General features: G+C 56.1%; 23 protein-coding genes. 22 read left to right on the plus strand and 1 reads right to left on the minus strand.

Annotated features, from left to right (window positions below; all coding sequences use genetic code 11):
• The first annotated feature begins 57 nt into the window (after nt 1-57).
• The 19 genes from B5F54_RS18025 to B5F54_RS05805 all read left to right on the plus strand — a co-directional run bounded on the left by B5F54_RS18025 (nt 58) and on the right by B5F54_RS05805 (nt 12,749).
• Nucleotides 58-1,077 carry a stage III sporulation protein AA gene (locus B5F54_RS18025; protein ID WP_191405716.1) on the plus strand — a complete coding sequence of 340 codons (1,020 nt, stop codon included), beginning with the start codon at nt 58-60 and terminating at the stop codon, nt 1,075-1,077.
• Nucleotides 1,007-1,504 (plus strand): stage III sporulation protein AB, encoded by a 498-nt coding sequence (locus tag B5F54_RS05720; RefSeq protein WP_242969644.1) that lies wholly within the window; start codon nt 1,007-1,009, stop codon nt 1,502-1,504. The genes B5F54_RS18025 and B5F54_RS05720 overlap by 71 nt, the downstream gene beginning before the upstream one ends.
• A gap of 58 nt (nt 1,505-1,562) precedes the next feature.
• Nucleotides 1,563-1,757: a stage III sporulation protein AC gene (gene spoIIIAC / locus B5F54_RS05725; RefSeq protein WP_087231759.1), complete on the plus strand. Its 195-nt coding sequence runs from the start codon at nt 1,563-1,565 to the stop codon at nt 1,755-1,757.
• Between the two features lie 37 nt (nt 1,758-1,794).
• A complete protein-coding gene (locus B5F54_RS05730; protein WP_087231762.1) occupies nt 1,795-2,184 on the plus strand; it encodes a SpoIIIAC/SpoIIIAD family protein in 390 nt (129 codons plus the stop codon).
• A gap of 27 nt (nt 2,185-2,211) precedes the next feature.
• Nucleotides 2,212-3,342, plus strand: coding sequence for a stage III sporulation protein AE (locus B5F54_RS05735; protein WP_237967115.1), 1,131 nt, complete (start codon nt 2,212-2,214; stop codon nt 3,340-3,342).
• Nucleotides 3,342-3,827 (plus strand): stage III sporulation protein AF, encoded by a 486-nt coding sequence (locus tag B5F54_RS05740; RefSeq protein ID WP_172749596.1) that lies wholly within the window; start codon nt 3,342-3,344, stop codon nt 3,825-3,827. The genes B5F54_RS05735 and B5F54_RS05740 overlap by 1 nt, the downstream gene beginning before the upstream one ends.
• Nucleotides 3,808-4,374: a stage III sporulation protein AG gene (locus B5F54_RS05745; RefSeq protein WP_087231771.1), complete on the plus strand. Its 567-nt coding sequence runs from the start codon at nt 3,808-3,810 to the stop codon at nt 4,372-4,374. Before B5F54_RS05740 ends, B5F54_RS05745 begins: the two co-directional genes overlap by 20 nt.
• Nucleotides 4,375-4,447: 73 nt before the next feature.
• Complete coding sequence (locus B5F54_RS05750) at nt 4,448-5,032, plus strand: SpoIIIAH-like family protein (protein WP_087231774.1); 585 nt, start codon at nt 4,448-4,450, stop codon at nt 5,030-5,032.
• Between the two features lie 142 nt (nt 5,033-5,174).
• Nucleotides 5,175-5,582 (plus strand): transcription antitermination factor NusB, encoded by a 408-nt coding sequence (nusB, locus tag B5F54_RS05755; protein ID WP_087231777.1) that lies wholly within the window; start codon nt 5,175-5,177, stop codon nt 5,580-5,582.
• Nucleotides 5,575-6,516 (plus strand): peptidase M22, encoded by a 942-nt coding sequence (locus B5F54_RS05760; protein WP_087231780.1) that lies wholly within the window; start codon nt 5,575-5,577, stop codon nt 6,514-6,516. Before nusB ends, B5F54_RS05760 begins: the two co-directional genes overlap by 8 nt.
• Before the next feature lie 40 nt (nt 6,517-6,556).
• Entirely contained in the window at nt 6,557-7,813 is a 1,257-nt protein-coding gene (xseA, locus tag B5F54_RS05765) for an exodeoxyribonuclease VII large subunit (RefSeq protein ID WP_087231783.1), read from the plus strand.
• On the plus strand, nt 7,788-7,997 hold the full coding sequence (locus tag B5F54_RS05770) for an exodeoxyribonuclease VII small subunit (RefSeq protein ID WP_087231786.1): 210 nt from the start codon (nt 7,788-7,790) through the stop codon (nt 7,995-7,997). The genes xseA and B5F54_RS05770 overlap by 26 nt, the downstream gene beginning before the upstream one ends.
• Entirely contained in the window at nt 7,994-8,872 is an 879-nt protein-coding gene (locus tag B5F54_RS05775) for a polyprenyl synthetase family protein (protein WP_087231789.1), read from the plus strand. The genes B5F54_RS05770 and B5F54_RS05775 overlap by 4 nt, the downstream gene beginning before the upstream one ends.
• A 124-nt stretch (nt 8,873-8,996) precedes the next feature.
• Nucleotides 8,997-9,305: a 50S ribosomal protein L21 gene (rplU, locus tag B5F54_RS05780; protein ID WP_087231792.1), complete on the plus strand. Its 309-nt coding sequence runs from the start codon at nt 8,997-8,999 to the stop codon at nt 9,303-9,305.
• Nucleotides 9,305-9,625 carry a ribosomal-processing cysteine protease Prp gene (locus B5F54_RS05785; protein ID WP_087231795.1) on the plus strand — a complete coding sequence of 107 codons (321 nt, stop codon included), beginning with the start codon at nt 9,305-9,307 and terminating at the stop codon, nt 9,623-9,625. Before rplU ends, B5F54_RS05785 begins: the two co-directional genes overlap by 1 nt.
• A gap of 3 nt (nt 9,626-9,628) precedes the next feature.
• Nucleotides 9,629-9,913, plus strand: a complete 285-nt coding sequence (rpmA, locus tag B5F54_RS05790; protein WP_050698087.1) for a 50S ribosomal protein L27 — start codon at nt 9,629-9,631, stop codon at nt 9,911-9,913.
• A gap of 155 nt (nt 9,914-10,068) precedes the next feature.
• Complete coding sequence (gene obgE / locus B5F54_RS05795) at nt 10,069-11,340, plus strand: GTPase ObgE (protein ID WP_087231798.1); 1,272 nt, start codon at nt 10,069-10,071, stop codon at nt 11,338-11,340.
• Nucleotides 11,341-11,345: 5 nt separating this feature from the next.
• Nucleotides 11,346-11,774: a Mini-ribonuclease 3 gene (locus B5F54_RS05800; RefSeq protein WP_087231800.1), complete on the plus strand. Its 429-nt coding sequence runs from the start codon at nt 11,346-11,348 to the stop codon at nt 11,772-11,774.
• Nucleotides 11,775-11,801: 27 nt separating this feature from the next.
• Entirely contained in the window at nt 11,802-12,749 is a 948-nt protein-coding gene (locus B5F54_RS05805; RefSeq protein ID WP_087231803.1) for a YitT family protein, read from the plus strand.
• A gap of 139 nt (nt 12,750-12,888) precedes the next feature.
• Here B5F54_RS05805 and B5F54_RS05810 read toward each other — a convergent pair whose 3' ends face one another.
• Nucleotides 12,889-13,089 (minus strand): hypothetical protein, encoded by a 201-nt coding sequence (locus B5F54_RS05810; protein ID WP_087231805.1) that lies wholly within the window; start codon nt 13,087-13,089, stop codon nt 12,889-12,891.
• A gap of 196 nt (nt 13,090-13,285) precedes the next feature.
• Between B5F54_RS05810 and B5F54_RS05815 the strand changes: the two genes are divergently transcribed.
• The 3 genes from B5F54_RS05815 to B5F54_RS05825 all read left to right on the plus strand — a co-directional run bounded on the left by B5F54_RS05815 (nt 13,286) and on the right by B5F54_RS05825 (nt 16,201).
• Entirely contained in the window at nt 13,286-13,492 is a 207-nt protein-coding gene (locus B5F54_RS05815) for a CPCC family cysteine-rich protein (protein ID WP_087231808.1), read from the plus strand.
• Between the two features lie 77 nt (nt 13,493-13,569).
• Nucleotides 13,570-14,916, plus strand: a complete 1,347-nt coding sequence (locus B5F54_RS05820; protein WP_087231811.1) for an RsmF rRNA methyltransferase first C-terminal domain-containing protein — start codon at nt 13,570-13,572, stop codon at nt 14,914-14,916.
• Between the two features lie 214 nt (nt 14,917-15,130).
• Nucleotides 15,131-16,201 (plus strand): branched-chain amino acid aminotransferase, encoded by a 1,071-nt coding sequence (locus B5F54_RS05825; protein ID WP_087231814.1) that lies wholly within the window; start codon nt 15,131-15,133, stop codon nt 16,199-16,201.
• Nucleotides 16,202-16,256 lie beyond the last annotated feature (55 nt).

The following is a 16,256-nucleotide window of genomic DNA, read 5'->3' on the forward strand; positions in this document are numbered from 1 at the left end:
TTTTTGTTCTAAGAAGTGGCCCTTGTCCATAGATATGTATGGAAAGGAGGACAAGAGATGGAAAACAACTATGAAAGCAGATTCGATTCGGCGGCGCGTGCGGTCTGCGACCGTCTGCGGAACTATCTGTTCCTGCTGCCGACCGACATGAAGGAGCAGGCGCAGGAGATCCGCTTCCGGGTCAACCAGCCGGTCTCCATCTGTTGTACGGGCGGCGTATATTTTTTGAATCGGAACGGACGGCCTTCCTGCCGGCCAGAGCCGGACGGGATGCGGGCAACCCGCGAGGACATCGATGAGACCTTCCGGGGAATCTGTAGCTATTCGGTATACAGCCACCAAAATGAGATCAAGAACGGCTTTATCACCCTCAGCGGCGGGCATCGCGTGGGCCTTTGCGGGACGGCGGTGATCTCCAACGGAAGCATCGGCAGCCTGCGGGACATCAGCTCCATCAATATCCGCATTGCGCGCCAGGTGTATGGATGCGCCAGCGCCGTGCTGCAAGCGGTGGGGAAGAATCTGCGGGAAGGGGTGCTGATTGCCGGGGCGCCTGCCAGCGGAAAAACAACCATTCTGCGCGACATGGCCAGGCAGCTGTCCTCCGGCCTGTGCGGAGATGTGCGAAAGGTGGCGGTGGTGGATGAACGCGGGGAACTGGCGGGGACGTATCGCGGGGTGCCGCAAAACGATTTGGGGCCTTGCTGTGATGTACTGGACGGTTATCCAAAGGGGGAAGGGATTCTTCAAGCCATCCGGTCGCTTTCCCCGGAGTTTATCATCTGTGACGAGCTGGGAGGTCTGGCCGATGTGGAAGCCGCCGCCCAGGGCCTGAATGCGGGCGTCGGCATGATTTCAAGCGTCCATGCGGGAAATGTGCGGGAACTTCTGCGCCGGCAGCAGGCGGTCAGCCTCCTTCATACCGGGGCGTTTGGCTATGTGGTGCTCCTGGAAGGAAGCCGGGAACCCGGCCGTGTGGCGGAGGTATACAAGGCAGGTGAGTTGCTTGCTCAAGGTTCTGGGAATTCTGTTGCTGATCGCGGCCGGGACCATAGCGGGATATGTACAGTCGCATAGGCTCTCGCAGAGGGTTGCACAGCTTGAGGAGATGCTGCGTTTCCTGAACGCGGCGCAGACGGAGATCCGCTATTCTGCTGCATCCGTTGTGGAGATCATCCAGAGGCATGGGAGTAGTCTTGCATTTTTGCAGCAGTGTGCGGCTCGTTATAAAGCGGGGGAGGATTTCCATACCGCCTGGGAAGAGGGGGTGCGCACAGGGGCGAAGGGGACGGGCCTGACCGAGGAGGACCAGACCTTGTTGCGCGACTTTGGGAGCGGCTTTGGGGCCAGCGACGTGGAAGGGCAGCTTTCTCATTGCCGCCTGTACGCGGAGCTGTTCCAAGACCGGTTGGAGCGTGCGCGGCAGGAAAAGGCACGCAAAGGAAAGCTCTACCTGATGCTGGGATCGTTTTCAGGCATTGCCGTCGCTTTATTCCTATGCTGAACGGCGGAATATCAAACACAGCCCTGGTTCGAACCAGGGCGATGGGGAGGAAAAGAAAATGGATGTGGATCTGATCTTTCGAATTGCCGCGATTGGCATCATCGTCGCCGTGCTCAACCAGCTTTTGGTTCGCTCCGGAAGGGAGGAACAGGCCATGATGACGACGCTGGCCGGGTTGATTGTCGTACTGATGATGATTATCCAGCAGATCGACGTGCTGTTCCAGTCCATCAAATCCATTTTCGGGCTGTGACGGTGCAATGGATCTGCCCCAGTGGGGAGGTGCGGGGATGAACATCATCGGCATTGTGGGCACGGCGCTGATTGCAGCAATCTTCGCGGTGACACTCAAGCGGTATAACCAGGAATATGCGGTCATCATCAGCATCATCGCCGGGGTGGTGATCCTGGTGGAGATCCTGCGGAATATCTCTCCGGCGGTTCGGGAGATCACGACCCTGCTTTCGGGGGTGGGGCTCACACAGGAGTATGGATTGATTCTGTTTAAGACGCTGGGCATCTGTTTCTTGGCGCAGTTTGCGGCCGATTCCTGCCGGGACGCCGGGGAGAGCGCCCTGGCGTCCAAGGTGGAACTTGCAGGGAAGATCTCCATTCTTGTGCTCTCCCTGCCGCTGTTTGAGGATATTGCGCAGACGGCCCTTGGGCTGATCGGCGGATAGAAAAAGGATGGATGTCGATTGAAACGGATGGTTTGCCTGGCGTTGGCGCTCGTCCTAACGGTGTTGTTTGCGCCCATTGCGTGGGCGGAATCGACGGAGGACTACTATACGGAACAATTGGAAGAGAGCGGTGCGGCCGACTTGCCGGAGCAGCTTCCGCAGGAGACACAACATACGCTTGAGGAACTCGGAATTGACGGGACGGATTGGCAGGCGTTGACTTCGATCACGCCGGAGGCTCTCTTTTCGGAAATCGGCGGCATGGCGCAGGAAAACGCCCGAGGGCCGCTGCAAGCGGCGGCCTCGGTCATTGCCGTTATGTTGCTTTGCGCTCTATGCAATGGGATGAAACTGTCCCTGGGGGAAAAGCCGCTCGGCGGAGTGATCGGCATGGTTGGCGCGCTCTGCGTGTGTACCACGGTGGTGGGGCCAGTGGTGGCATGCATTGAACATGCGGCACAGGTGGTGCAGGCCGCAGCGGGCTTTCTTCTGGCCTGTGTGCCGGTCCTCGCCGGAATCATGCTGGCCGCAGGGCAGCCCGTCTCCGCAGGATCGTACAATTTACTGATGATGGCGGTCGGGAATGTCATTTCCATCCTTTCTGCCAGCATTTTGGTCCCCTGCCTCAACATTTTTCTGGCCCTCTCCATTGTGTCTGCTATTTCCCCAGGGGTAAACCTGAGCGGCATCTGCAACGCGTTTCACAAGGTGGTCAAATGGGTGCTCGGCTTTTGCATGACGGTCTTCGCCGGCTTGCTGACGGTACATAGCATCGTGGCGTCCTCCATGGATGAGACGACGGCAAAGGCTGCCAAATTTGTGGTCAGCAGTTTTGTACCCGTGGTGGGGAGCGCTTTGGGAGACGCTTTACAAACGGTGACCGGCTGTGTAAAGCTGCTGAAATCCGGCGTGGGAGCCTTTGGCCTTCTGGCGGGCGCACTGATCTTTTTGCCCGTCATCCTGCAATGCCTGCTTTGGATGGTGACGCTCAACGTCTGTGCAGGGGCGGGGGATGTCTTTGAGCTTAAGGAGATCACCTCGCTGTTGCGGGCGGTTGCCAAAGCGGTCGAGTTGATTTTGGCGATTGTGCTGTGCTGTATGACCATCCTGACGGTTTCTACAGCGATTGTACTGCTGATGGGAAAGGGGGGAGGATGATGGGGGCGGTCCGCGAATGGAGCGCGGCCATCTGCCTGGCGGCTTTAGCGGCCGCCCTGTTACAGGGATTGGCGCCGAGCGGCGCAATGGAACGGATGGTAAAGCTTGTGCTCGGGGCGTTTGTCCTTTGCGCGCTGGCCATGCCCTTGAAAAACCTGGGGATGCAGATCGCCTGGACTTTCCCCATCGAAGGGCAAGTACAGGAGAATACCCAATTGCAAAGCACAGTGGAAAACCAGATGGAGACCGCGGCGCGTGCCAGTATTGAGAACCTCGTTGCGGCAGAGCTGAGCAGAATGGACATAAAAAGTGAAAAAGTTGTGGTGTGGATGGATACAAACGCGGACAACAGCATAGGTATTAACAGGGTGGAGGTCACGCTGGCCGAAGAATACGGCGGGGACTGCGCCCGAGCGCAAGCGCATCTGCGGGAGACGCTTGGGCTGGAAGTGGAGGTAACGGCGCATGGCGACGAAGGATCGTGAAGAAAAGAGTTGGTTTGAAAAGTTTGCGGAGAACGAAACCTGCCGCAAATGGGTTGTGATCGCAGGGGTGGCGGGCATTGCGCTGATCTTTCTGTCCGGGCTGTTCAGCCCGGGAAAGGAGGAGACGCAGGAGGCGTCCTCTCAACCGGCGGCGCAGTCCGCGCAGGCGTATACGCAGGAGCTGGAGCAGAGCCTTGCCGAATTGGTCACCAACATTCAAGGGGCGGGCAACGCCAAGGTGATGGTGACGGTGGAACGCAGCGCGGAACAGGTGTATGCACAGGAGGAAAAACGCAGCACCCAGACCACTGAGGATCGCGGCTCCAACAACAGCACAGAAACCAACTACATCCTGGTGAAAGACGCCGATGGCTCCCAGCGGGCGCTGGCCGTGACCGAGGTGCAGCCGGTTGTCAAGGGGGTGGTAGTGGTGTGCGACGGCGGGGACGATCCGGTGGTGCAACAGCGCGTGATCGATGCTGTGACCACGGCGCTGGATATCACATCGGTCCGGGTCTGCGTGGTCAAAGCCGCGGATACAGGGTAGGCCCGGCCGGATCACTGCTGTGCCCGGCGTTGCAATACAGGGCGAAAATTAACAACAGGAGGAGTACATACGTATGGGTATTGGAAAACGTCAGCTTGTTCTTGCGGCCTTGGTCGTCGCGCTGGGGGCAGCCGTCTATTTGAATTGGCAATTCTCAGGGGATAATCAACTGCTTGCAACGAATACGGTCACCTCGCAGAAGGAACTCGGAGAAGCACAACTGGTCAATGCCTCCGTGCCGTCCTCCTCGGCGCCGGCAGAGTCGTCCAGCGCACCGGTTTCCTCCGAGGCGGGACAGAGCACGGATGCAAACGATTATTTCACACAGGCGCGCTTGAGCCGTCAAAAGGCGCGGGATGAGGCGGTAGAGCTGCTGGAAAAGGTCTTACAGGACGCGGAACAGAGCGACGCGGCCAAGAAAGATGCGGTTGCACAGGCGGCGGTCGTGGCGCAGAATGTCCTGAAAGAGAGCAACATCGAGAACCTCATCAAGGCCAAAGGGTTTGAGGACTGCGTGGTATTCCTGCAAAACGGGGAATGCAATGTGGTGGTGAAGGTCAAGGAATCGGACCCGAACAACGCGGTGGTCATCAAGGACATTGTGGCTGGGCAGGCGGGCGTCACCTACGATAAGATCAAAATTGTGGAGAACCAGTAGGATTTCTTCTGCGGCTCCCTTGTGCTTTTCTTCCAGACTGTGGTATAATAACCGCGTGGAAGTTTGAAAACCGAACGAACCTTTTGAACCCTCCACAATTGTGGAGGGTTTCTTATTTTGACAAGTTACGCGGAGGAAGCTTATGAAACGAAGCGAAGCCAGAGAGCAGGCGTTTGCCCTGACCTTTGAAAGAACCATCAACCGGGAGTCGGTCAGCCGGATCATCGACGCGGCCGGTTTGTCCAAGGATATGATTGTAGACGATTTTGCAGAGCGCCTTGCCGAGGGTGCGGAGCAGCATGAGGCGGAGATCGACGCACAGATTGAGAAGAATATCCGGGGCTGGAAGATGAACCGCCTGTCAAAGGTTTCCCTGTCCCTATTGCGCCTGGCGATTTACGAGATTTTGTTTGAAGACGAGATCCCGGTCAGCGTTTCGATCAACGAGGCGGTCGACCTCGCAAAGAAATATGGGACAGCGGAGGACGCTCCATTTGTCAACGGGGTCCTTGGATCGGTTGCAAAGGAATTCGGTGAAAAACATGCATAAGGTTCTGGGCATCGATACGAGCAACTACACGACCTCCGCTGCGCTCTATACCGGCGGCGAGATCCGGCAGGAAAAGCAGTTGCTGCCGGTGCGGAAAGGCGAACTTGGCCTGCGGCAGAGCGACGCCGTTTTCCACCACGTGCAGCAACTTCCTCAGATCCTGGAACGGCTGTTCCACGGAGCTGGCGGCGAAGGTGCAATCGAAGCGGTGGGGGCGTCCGCGCGTCCACGCGACCAGGAGGACTCTTATATGCCCTGTTTCACAGTGGGAATAGGCACGGCGAAGGCGGTGGCAACGGCGCTTTCCGTGCCTTTCTTTTCGTTCTCCCATCAGGCGGGGCATATTGCGGCGGCGCTCTATTCCGCGGGAAAACTTTCCTTTTTGCAGGAGCCGTTTTTGGCGTTCCATGTCTCCGGCGGAACCACCGAGGCGGTGCGGGTCACGCCGGACCGGGAGCATCTTTTCCAGGCGGAGATCGTCGCACGTTCGCTCGACTTAAAAGGGGGACAAGCGGTTGACCGCGTGGGCGGAATGCTAGGGCTGCCGTTTCCCGCGGGGAAATTCCTGGAGGAATTGGCGTTGCAGTCGGATGCTTCGTTTAAAATCCGTCCGTCTATGAAGGGGGCGGATTGTTCCCTCTCCGGCGTGGAGAACCAATGCAGGAAAATGCTCGATTATGGCAGCCCGCGGGAGGACGTGGCGCGCTATTGCCTCCTTTCCATCCTGGCGGCGCTGGACGGCATGGCCTCCGCGTTGCAAAAAGAGTACGGTGGATTGCCGATGCTGTTTGCGGGCGGCGTGATGTCCAACCGTCTCATTCGAGAGGCGCTTACGGAAAAATACGGCGCAGTGTTTGCGGAGCCCGCGTTTTCCAGCGACAACGCGGCCGGCATCGCCGTGCTCACCGAGATGAAACGCTGCGGCGCATGCTAGACGGACTTTGGAATTCTGGATCTCCGGGAGGAATCGGACGATGGTGGAACCGGTGCTTTTGACCGTTACACAATTGAATACGTATATCAAATCCCTGCTGGAGGGGGACCCAAACCTCACAAGCGTCTTCGTCAGCGGGGAGATTTCGAATTTTACCAATCACTACCGGTCCGGACATTTTTATCTCTCGCTGAAGGATGAGAAGAGCGTGGTGAAATCGGTTATGTTCGCCACCTATGCGCGGCGCTTGCGTTTTTTGCCCGAGGATGGCATGAAAGTGATTGCGCGCGGGCATATTGGCGTATATGAGCCCACCGGCCAGTATCAGCTTTACATTGAAGATCTACAGCCGGATGGCGTGGGCGCTTTAAATTTGGCTTTTGAACAGCTCAAAGAAAAACTGGGCGCCGAGGGGCTGTTCCGCGCGGACCGAAAAAAACCGTTGCCGCCCTTTCCTACACGCATCGGCGTGATTACCTCCCCAACCGGCGCGGCGGTGCACGACATTGTGACCATTTTGGCTAGGCGGTGGCCGTTGGCGGAGGTCATATTCTGCCCTGTGTTGGTGCAGGGGGAAGGCGCGGCGCCGCAGCTGATCGATGCTTTAAAGCGGATGAACCGTCTCCGCTGTGCGGATGTCATCATCCTGGGACGCGGCGGGGGATCGCTGGAGGACCTCTGGCCCTTCAACGAGGAGACGCTTGCGCGCGCAGTGGCCGCATCCAAAATCCCGGTGATCTCCGCGGTGGGGCACGAGACGGACTTTACAATCTGCGATTTCGTGGCGGACCTGCGCGCGCCAACCCCCTCGGCCGCGGCGGAGCTGGCCGTGCCGGATCAAGCGGATTGGCTTTCCACCATCCGAAATCAGGAGGCACGGATGGCCTCTTTTCTGCGTGCAAGGCTGGAACAGCTGCGCCAGCAGGTGGATTCCCTGGCGGGTAGCCGCGTCCTGCGCAATCCACAAGAACTTCTGGCGGTCCAGCGCATGCGCATCGACGAGTTGTTCACGCGGCTTTCCGACGGCATCAAACGAAGGCTGACGGAGGATGAAGCGCGGTTGGCTGCACTCAGTGGTCGGCTGCACGCGCTGAGCCCGCTGCAAGTGCTTTCCCGCGGTTATGCAATCGCCAGTGCCGCGGGCGGTGAAGTCGTTTCCAGCGTGGAGCAGGCGCAAAAGGGGGACAAGCTCTCCCTGCGGCTTTTGGATGGACAGATTGCATGTTTGGTCGAACGGACAGAACGTTTTTCAGAACAGGAGGAATCGGGAGATGGCAAAAAAGGCGACGACGTTTGAGGCTGCGGTCACCCGGCTGGACGAAATTGTCAAACAGCTGGAAGAGGGGGGAGAATCGTTGGATTCCTCCATGAAATTGTTTGAAGAGGGGTCCGCCCTGGCAACACTCTGTTATGAGAAACTGAAACAGGCAGAGCAAAAGATCACCCAACTCTCTGCGCTGGAAAAGGAGGAACAGGCATGAAGCTTGACACATATCTTCCCATGATCGAGCAAAAATTGGAGGAACTTCTCCCAAAAGAACACTGCCGGTATGAGCGGTTGATTGAGGCCATGCGCTACAGCCTTTTGGACGGCGGCAAGCGCGTGAGGCCAACGCTCGTTTTGGAGTTCTGCCGGCTGTGCGGCGGGGACGTGCAGGCGGCGCTGCCGTTTGCCTGCGCAGTGGAGATGATTCACACCTATTCGCTCATCCACGACGATCTCCCCTGCATGGACAACGACGACCTGCGCCGCGGGAAACCCTCAAATCACAAGGCCTATGGGGAAGATACCGCGTTGCTGGCAGGGGACGGCCTGCTGACGCTGGCGTTCGCAACCATGCTTTCCCCGGAGAGCCTCGCGGCGGTTGGGGCGGACTGCGCGGCGGAAGCGGCATTTCAGCTGGCATCCGCGGCGGGCATCCATGGGATGGTCGGCGGGCAGGAGATCGATCTGCGCTCCGAGGGCAAAGCCATTTCCCTGGAAACGCTCCAGGAGATGGACGAAAAAAAGACGGGCGCTTTGATTTTGGCCTCTGCGCGGATGGGCTGTGCGCTCGCCGGGGCGGATGAACGTCAAAGAGACGCTGCTGAGCACTACGCGTGTGCCATCGGTTTGGCGTTCCAGATTGTGGACGACATCCTGGATGTGGAAGGCGACGCGGCGACGCTCGGCAAGGCGACCGGCAGCGATGCGGAAAACCAGAAGTCGACATATGTGTCCCTTTTGGGGTTGGAAACGGCAAAACAGCGCGTGAAAGAGCTCACCCATACAGCCGTGCGCGCATTGGAGCCCTTTGGGGAAGAAGGAAAGGCTTTGGCAGATTTTGCAAAAAGCTTGGCTTCCCGCCGCAGTTAGCAGGGAAAAGGATTGACTTTTTTGACAGGATATGCTAATATGGATAAGCCGCATATTACGGGCTATAAGTGGGTCTTCCCGCCCGATAGTAGCGAGACTAAAGTAAAGGTAGGAACAGGAATTCATGTTTGCAGTGATTGAAACAGGCGGCAAGCAGTACAAGGTCCAGGCTGGCGACACTATTTTTGTCGAGAAGCTTGCTGCGGAAGCAGACGCAACCGTTGACTTCAAGGTCATCATGCTGGACAACGACGGCGACATCAAGGTCGGCGCACCGTATGTGGAGGGCGCATCCGTATCCGGTAAGGTTTTGAAGAACGGCAAGTCCAAGAAGATCACGGTCTTCACCTATAAGCCCAAGAAGGGTGAAAAGCGCAAGATGGGCCACAGACAGCCCTACACCAAGGTGCAGATTGAAGCCATCAATGCGTAATGATCTGCGCTGAATTTTTCACCAGGCCCGACGGCGACTTGGTGGGGTTCCGCATCAGCGGTCATTCCGGTAGCGGGGAAGAGGGCAACGACATCATCTGTGCGGCGGTATCCTCCGCGGCATATATGACGGCCAACACGGTGACGGAGATTATCGGTGTGGAGGCGCAGGTGGCAGCTGAAGAAGGCTACATGCTTGTGCGTATCCCGGCCAAAGCAGCCAGGGACTGCCGCGTTTTGTTCGCGGGTTTCAAGCTTCATATGTTGGGGCTTGAGGAGCAATATTCAGAAAATATCAATGTAAGTTATGTGGAGGTGTAAGGTATGTTGAAGATAAATATTCAGCTGTTCGCACATAAAAAAGGAATGGGTTCCACCAAGAACGGCCGTGACTCTGAGTCCAAGCGTCTTGGTGTGAAGCGCGCAGACGGCCAGTTTGTGTTGGCGGGCAATATCCTCGTCAAGCAGCGTGGCACACACATTCATCCGGGCGAGAACGTGGGCAGAGGTTCCGACGATTCCCTCTTTGCATTGGTGGATGGCCGCGTTAAGTTTGAGCGTTTGGGCCGCGACCGCAAAAAGGTCAGCGTTTACGCTGTGGAGCAGTAATTTTACCAGAATGACAAATCCCTGCCGGAACCGTTCGGCAGGGATTTTTTCGGTTTCTGCGGGGAGATTGGTATACAAAAAGAAGGAGCGTGGAAAGATTTATCTACGCCCTATGCTGTCCAACGGGCAGCCCAATATAAGGGAAGTGATACAAGATGTTTATCGACCATGCAAAAATCACCGTCAAAGCGGGCAAAGGCGGCGATGGAGCCGTTGCGTTCCATCGGGAAAAGTATGTGGCCTCCGGCGGGCCGGACGGCGGCGACGGCGGAAAGGGCGGCAATGTTGTCTTCCAAGTGGACGACAACCTCTCCACCCTGGCGGATTTCCGCTATAAGCGCAAATATGTAGCCCCGAGTGGGGAAAATGGCCGCGGTGCGCGCTGCAATGGCAAGAGCGGCAAGGATCTCATCGTCCGCGTGCCGCGGGGCACTTTGGTCAAGGAAGCCGAGACCGGACGCATTCTTGCGGACCTCTCCAGCGATGAGCCGCAGGTCATCGCAAAGGGCGGCCGCGGCGGTTGGGGGAATATCCATTTCGCCACGCCAACCCGTCAGACGCCGCGTTTTGCGAAACCGGGCACGCCGGGAGAAAGCTTTGAGCTAATCCTGGAGCTGAAGCTTTTGGCAGACGTCGGGCTGGTTGGCTATCCGAATGTGGGCAAATCGACCCTGGTTTCCGTCGTGAGCGAGGCGAAGCCGACCATTGGCAACTATCATTTTACGACCATTACACCGGTGCTCGGCGTGGTGCGGCTGAAAGATGGCCGCTCCTTTGTGATGGCAGACATCCCCGGCCTGATTGAAGGCGCGGGCGAAGGGGTTGGGCTGGGGCACCAGTTTCTCCGTCACGTGGACCGCTGCCGTCTTTTGGTCCACATTGTGGATGTTGCAGGAAGCGAAGGCCGCGATCCCAAACAGGATTTTGAGATCATCAATACGGAACTGAAAAAGTTCAATCCGGAATTGGCAGAGCGTCCCATGCTGGTAGCGGGCAATAAGTGCGACCTTGCCACGGATGAACAAATTGAGGACTTTAAGAATTATGTGGAGGGCAAGGGATACGAGTTCTTTCCCATCATGGCGGCGATCCGCTACGATGTGGACCCGCTTCTCAACCGTATCTCCGAGCTGCTGAGTAAGCTGCCGCCGGTCAAGCGCTATGAGCCGGAGCCCCTGCCGCAGAAGCCGGTGGAGGACTTTGAAAAGAATGCCGTCAAGATCACCAAACAGGACAACATTTATATGGTGGAGGGCGAATGGCTGTTGCAGGTCATCAACTCCGTCAATTTCGACGATTACGAATCGCTGCAATATTTCCAGCGTGTTCTTATCCAGACTGGCGTGATTGACGCCCTTCGGGATGCGGGTATCCAGGAGGGCGATACCGTCAGCATTTATGAAATTGAATTCGATTTTGTGGAGTGATACGTTTGGAACGGTTATTTGGTGCCCAGTGCGACCCAAAACAGCTTAGCCCTTTGACGCTGGCGTTTGTGGGGGACGGTGTGTTCGAACTTTTCGTACGGGAAAAGCTGGTTTGCCAGGGCAATTGCCCGGTTAACAAGCTGCATAAGCGCTCGGTGGAGCAGGTCTGCTGCGGCGCCCAGGCTGCCGCGGCCAAAAAGCTTCTTCCCATGCTGACGGAGGAAGAGGCAGCGGTATACAACCGCGGACGGAATGCGCATGTGGGGCATGTGCCGAAGAATGCCAAGGTTGCGGATTACCATGCGGCCACGGCCTTTGAAGCGCTGTTCGGTTATGTCTATCTGACCGGCAACTTACAGCGCCTTCGCGAGCTGTTTCAGCTTGCATGTGAGGCGTTGGATGAGGAGGATGGGCAGCATTTGATGGAAAAATGAGCCGTTGACATGAGAGGAGGGGTTGCTATGAAGATTTCGTGGAGCCAGGAGCGATCCAAAGCGCTTGCCAAGGATATCTTGTTTTTTGTAGCGGGAAGCTTGGTCTATGCAGTATCGGTGAAAATGTTTACTGCGCCGAACCAAATTGCCTCTGGAGGGGTGACGGGCTTGTCCATCGTGTTGAACTATTTGTTCCACACGCCGATCGGTACGACTGCTTTCCTCATCAATATCCCGATATTCCTTTGGGCGGTTACGGAAATTGGCTATAAGATGGTGGCGAAAACCTTCGTGGCGACGTTGTTATCCTCTGCGGCAATTGATCTGATAGGATATGTAGTGCCCCCCTATGAAGGAAACCCCATGCTGGCCGCCATATTTGGCGGTGTGCTGGAGGGAACAGGCCTTGCTTTGGTCTTCATGCGCGGTGGGACTACGGGTGGCACAGACATGGTGGCGCGCCTGTTAGGGCGGCATTTTCGCCACCTCTCCATGGGAAAGCTCATGCTTGGCGTGGACTTTGTTATTATCACATTTTCAGGTTTTGCATTCCAGAGCATGGAAAGCGCATTATATGCGCTGATTACCATTTTTGTCTCAACCCGGCTGATTGATACCATCCTCTATGGTACGGATATGGGGAATGGCAAGGTGCTGTTTATCATTTCAGAAAAAAACCAGGAAATTGCCCAACGGATTTTGATCGAGCTTGATCGCGGCGTTACAGCGCTAAAATCCCGCGGCCTTTATAGCGGGCGCGAGGGGGAAATGCTGCTTTGCGCGGTGCGGCGTTATGAGGTGTGCAAGGTCAATGATATTGTGCATGCGGTGGACCCAAACGCATTTGTGATTGTAGGCGAGGCGGGGGAAATCACAGGGGAAGGATTCCGGGAAGAAAAGCCGGACGATAAGTCCCTGCGGCAAATTTTAAAAGATAGCCGTAAAAAAAGAGAATCCTCTCACAAAAGGACATGAGAAAACAGGCGGCCTTGTCGTGTAACAAAGCCGCCTGTTCTTACATATAGCCTGGGGATTTCTCGCACCCATTCCCGCAGATGTAGCTTGCACGGCAAGCGGCATCTGCGAAAAAATGGGCGATCGTCAGAATGGAACGTTAGTTGTTGCTGTTCTGGCTGTTGTTCTGACCGCTGCACTGATTGGTGCCATTCTTGCAATTCTGGCTGTTCTGGCTAGAGCGGTTCTGCGTGCTGTTCTTGGCATTCTGGCTGGAACGGTTCTGGGAATTGTTCTGCAAGCTGTTCTGGCTAGAGCGATTCTGGGAACTGTTCTGACTGTTATTGTAATTGCTGTTCATGTGTATTCACCCCCTTTGCGCACTTATTATTGGTTTTGGAAAGAGGAATTATGCGATTTTGCTTTCAAAAAATGTGCGAAATCCAATGATGCGAACTATGCAAGGAGGTGGCGGCATTGAGAAAGGCCCAAAATAGGGTTCCGCCCTACGGGAAAAGAAGGGGAACCGGCCAGACAACGAAGAGGAACGGACGCATGTGGAGAACGGTGCGCCTTGTACATGTTGCGGGGATCGAACCATTCCCAGCCACAAAGATATGATTTCCTACATTTGCCCGATTGGTTATTGGGAAATCGATGTGTTTTTATCCGGCAAAGAAGAGCCCCGTGGCGAAAACCATGGCTTGCTACTCAAAGAAGCGCGGGAAAATTTTGAGCAGTATGGCGTGGTGTTGCCATCCTGAAAGCGGTATTGCCGGATGCCCACAGAAAGCCAGAAAAGATGGAAAGAAAGAGACGTTCAAGAAGGGAAGAAACAGACATGACAACATTGCCGCAGGCATTTTGCGACCGCATGAAAGAGACATTAGGCAGGGAATATGAGGTCTTTCTCGCCTGTTATGAAAAGCCGCACTTGCGGGGAATCCGCTTGAATCCCCAAAAATGTGGGGAAGATCTTCTCCGTTTGGCCCTGCCGTTTCCGGTCACAGCGGCGCCGTTTTCGCCGCTTTCTTATTATGTCCCAGAGGAGGCGGAACATCTGGGCGCGTTGCCGTTGCACCATGCGGGTGCGTTTTACGTGCAGGAACCGTCCGCGGCTTCGGCTGTCACTGTGTTAGCCCCGCAGCCCGGCGAGCGGGTGCTGGACCTCTGCGCGGCGCCTGGTGGAAAATCCACACAGATCGCCGCTTTATTGGCGGGGGAAGGCTTGCTCTGGAGCAATGAGATCGTCCGAAACCGGGCAAATGCGTTGCTCTCCAATGTGGAGCGAATGGGTGTGCGAAATGCGGTCGTATCCTGCTGCCGTCCGGAGGTGCTTTGCGGCGCGTTGGCGGGTTTCTTCGACAAAGTGCTTGTGGACGCCCCCTGCTCCGGTGAAGGAATGTTCCGGCGCGACGAACGGGCGATACAGGAATGGAGTCCCGAGCATGTAAAGACTTGCGCTGTGCGCCAGCTTGCGATTTTGGAGAGTGCGTCGCAGGCCCTGCGGGAGGGTGGCATTCTGGTCTATTCGACCTGCACATTCTCCCCTGAGGAAAACGAAGGGGTGATCTCTGCGTTTTTGGAGGAACATTGCGATTTTGCACTGGTGGATTGCGGCGTCTCTTTCGGACGGCCGGGCACGATTCCACAAACACGGCGCATCCTGCCGCTGGATGGCGGCGAGGGCCATTTTGTGGCGAAGTTACAGCGGATATCCGAAAACGGCGATGCGCCGGCGCCCTATTCCTATCAAAAGCCGAGTAAGGAGGCGCGAGCCTGCTGTGAGCTGATCTATCGAGAAGCGCCCAAGGGGGCAATGGAACAGATCGGCGACAACCTCTTGCTTTTGCCAAACGGCCTTCCCCAGATGAAGGGCCTCGGGGTGTTGCGGGCTGGCGTGCTGTTGGGCACCTTTCAGAAACGAATCGAACCGGCACATGCGGCGTTTATGGCGGCAAAGCCCCAGGAACTGCGTGTGGTACTCGAGCTATCCCACAGTGACCCACGGATCGCTGCATTCCTGCACGGGGAAGAGCTGGAAGCGCCCGATTCCTATAAGGGCTATACCGGCGTGGCGGTGGACGGCATTGTCACCGGGTTTGGAAAATGCTCGGGAGGCCGTTTGAAGAATCGCTATCCCAAGGGGCTGCGTAACCATGGAACAGCATTTATGCAGGATATTTGATGCTTCTGTGCAAAATGAAAATAGCGATGGAGAAATGCAAATTTGATAGATAAGATTGTAGCAAGGGGAAGAATTTGGAGTTCCCTCTAAAAAACAGATCAAATCTTATCAAATCTGTGGAGAAATTTGCTGTGCCTTTCGCACAGTAACAGCTTGAAATCCCCGAAAAATGATGGTACAATAAACGGGAATAATCAGAAAGAGGGCATTTACCATGCAGGAAATCAGAGTGGAACTTACAAAAAATCCGAAACAAAAGCCGGCTCCGGGCGCGCCCCTTCCGTTCGGAACCATTTTCACCGACCACATGTTTATTATGAACTACGACGAGGGGCAGGGTTGGCACGATCCCCGCATCGTTCCTTATGGGCCGATTGAAATGGATCCTTCCGCCATGTGCCTGCATTACGGCCAGTCCGTATTTGAAGGCATGAAGGCTTACCGCGCGCAGGATGGCAGAATTTTGCTGTTCCGTCCGGATAAAAACATGGCCCGCCTGAATGTTTCCAATGACCGCCTGTGCATTCCTCCGATCGACGAGGAGCTTGCGAAGGCAGCGATTGAAAAACTCGTCTCCGTAGAAAAGGACTGGGTGCCCAGTGAAGAGGGGACGTCCCTCTATATTCGCCCGTTTATCATTGGCGTCGATCCTCACATCGGCGTACATCCGGCGCACCATCTGTTGTTCATGGTCATCTGCTGCCCGGTAGGCGCGTACTATCCGGAAGGGCTCGATCCGGTCAAGATTTATGTGGAGACCAATTATGTCCGTGCGGTGCGCGGCGGCATGGGCTTCACGAAGACGGCGGGCAACTATGCAGCTTCCTTGAAGGCGCAGGATGAGGCGGAGAAGCAGGATTATACCCAGGTGCTGTGGCTCGACGGCGTGGAGCGCAAATACATCGAAGAAGTCGGCACTATGAATGTCTTCTTTGTCATTGACGACGAAGTGGTCACACCCGCGTTGCAGGGTTCGATCCTGTCCGGCATTACCCGTATGTCCTGCATTGAGATGTTGAAGTCCTGGGGGATGAAGGTTTCGGAGCGGAGGCTTTCGATCCAGGAGGTTGCGGATGCAGCGGCAGAAGGCCGCCTGAAAGAGGCGTTCGGTACTGGTACGGCGGCAGTTATCTCCCCGATTGGCCACTTGAAGTGGGGCGACGACATCATGGAGATCAACAATGGGGAAATCGGTCCGCTCTCCCAGAAGTTGTACGATACCCTCACTGGAATCCAGTGGGGTAAAATTAAGGACGAGTTTGGTTGGACCGTCGAAGTAAAATAAATCGTTTTGTGGGACAGAACGGCGGTGTGCGGATGGGCTTGCCGCCGTTCTTTTT

The organism is Anaeromassilibacillus sp. An250, from assembly GCF_002159845.1.
Taxonomy (GTDB): Bacteria; Bacillota; Clostridia; order Oscillospirales; family Acutalibacteraceae; genus Anaeromassilibacillus; species Anaeromassilibacillus stercoravium.

Bases quoted from the DNA above. Each gene is read 5' to 3' on its own strand.
- B5F54_RS05750 (WP_087231774.1), top strand. From the start codon at position 4,448: ATGGGTATTGGAAAACGTCAGCTTGTTCTTGCGGCCTTGGTCGTCGCG.
- B5F54_RS05785 (WP_087231795.1), top strand. From the start codon at position 9,305: ATGATCTGCGCTGAATTTTTCACCAGGCCCGACGGCGACTTGGTGGGG.
- xseA (WP_087231783.1), top strand. From the start codon at position 6,557: ATGGTGGAACCGGTGCTTTTGACCGTTACACAATTGAATACGTATATC.
- B5F54_RS05735 (WP_237967115.1), top strand. From the start codon at position 2,212: ATGGTTTGCCTGGCGTTGGCGCTCGTCCTAACGGTGTTGTTTGCGCCC.
- B5F54_RS05775 (WP_087231789.1), top strand. From the start codon at position 7,994: ATGAAGCTTGACACATATCTTCCCATGATCGAGCAAAAATTGGAGGAA.
- B5F54_RS18025 (WP_191405716.1), top strand. From the start codon at position 58: ATGGAAAACAACTATGAAAGCAGATTCGATTCGGCGGCGCGTGCGGTC.
- B5F54_RS05740 (WP_172749596.1), top strand. From the start codon at position 3,342: ATGGGGGCGGTCCGCGAATGGAGCGCGGCCATCTGCCTGGCGGCTTTA.
- rpmA (WP_050698087.1), top strand. From the start codon at position 9,629: ATGTTGAAGATAAATATTCAGCTGTTCGCACATAAAAAAGGAATGGGT.
- spoIIIAC (WP_087231759.1), top strand. From the start codon at position 1,563: ATGGATGTGGATCTGATCTTTCGAATTGCCGCGATTGGCATCATCGTC.
- rplU (WP_087231792.1), top strand. From the start codon at position 8,997: ATGTTTGCAGTGATTGAAACAGGCGGCAAGCAGTACAAGGTCCAGGCT.
- B5F54_RS05730 (WP_087231762.1), top strand. From the start codon at position 1,795: ATGAACATCATCGGCATTGTGGGCACGGCGCTGATTGCAGCAATCTTC.
- B5F54_RS05770 (WP_087231786.1), top strand. From the start codon at position 7,788: ATGGCAAAAAAGGCGACGACGTTTGAGGCTGCGGTCACCCGGCTGGAC.
- obgE (WP_087231798.1), top strand. From the start codon at position 10,069: ATGTTTATCGACCATGCAAAAATCACCGTCAAAGCGGGCAAAGGCGGC.
- B5F54_RS05810 (WP_087231805.1), bottom strand. From the start codon at position 13,089: ATGAACAGCAATTACAATAACAGTCAGAACAGTTCCCAGAATCGCTCT.
- nusB (WP_087231777.1), top strand. From the start codon at position 5,175: ATGAAACGAAGCGAAGCCAGAGAGCAGGCGTTTGCCCTGACCTTTGAA.
- B5F54_RS05825 (WP_087231814.1), top strand. From the start codon at position 15,131: ATGCAGGAAATCAGAGTGGAACTTACAAAAAATCCGAAACAAAAGCCG.
- B5F54_RS05820 (WP_087231811.1), top strand. From the start codon at position 13,570: ATGACAACATTGCCGCAGGCATTTTGCGACCGCATGAAAGAGACATTA.
- B5F54_RS05745 (WP_087231771.1), top strand. From the start codon at position 3,808: ATGGCGACGAAGGATCGTGAAGAAAAGAGTTGGTTTGAAAAGTTTGCG.
- B5F54_RS05760 (WP_087231780.1), top strand. From the start codon at position 5,575: ATGCATAAGGTTCTGGGCATCGATACGAGCAACTACACGACCTCCGCT.
- B5F54_RS05805 (WP_087231803.1), top strand. From the start codon at position 11,802: ATGAAGATTTCGTGGAGCCAGGAGCGATCCAAAGCGCTTGCCAAGGAT.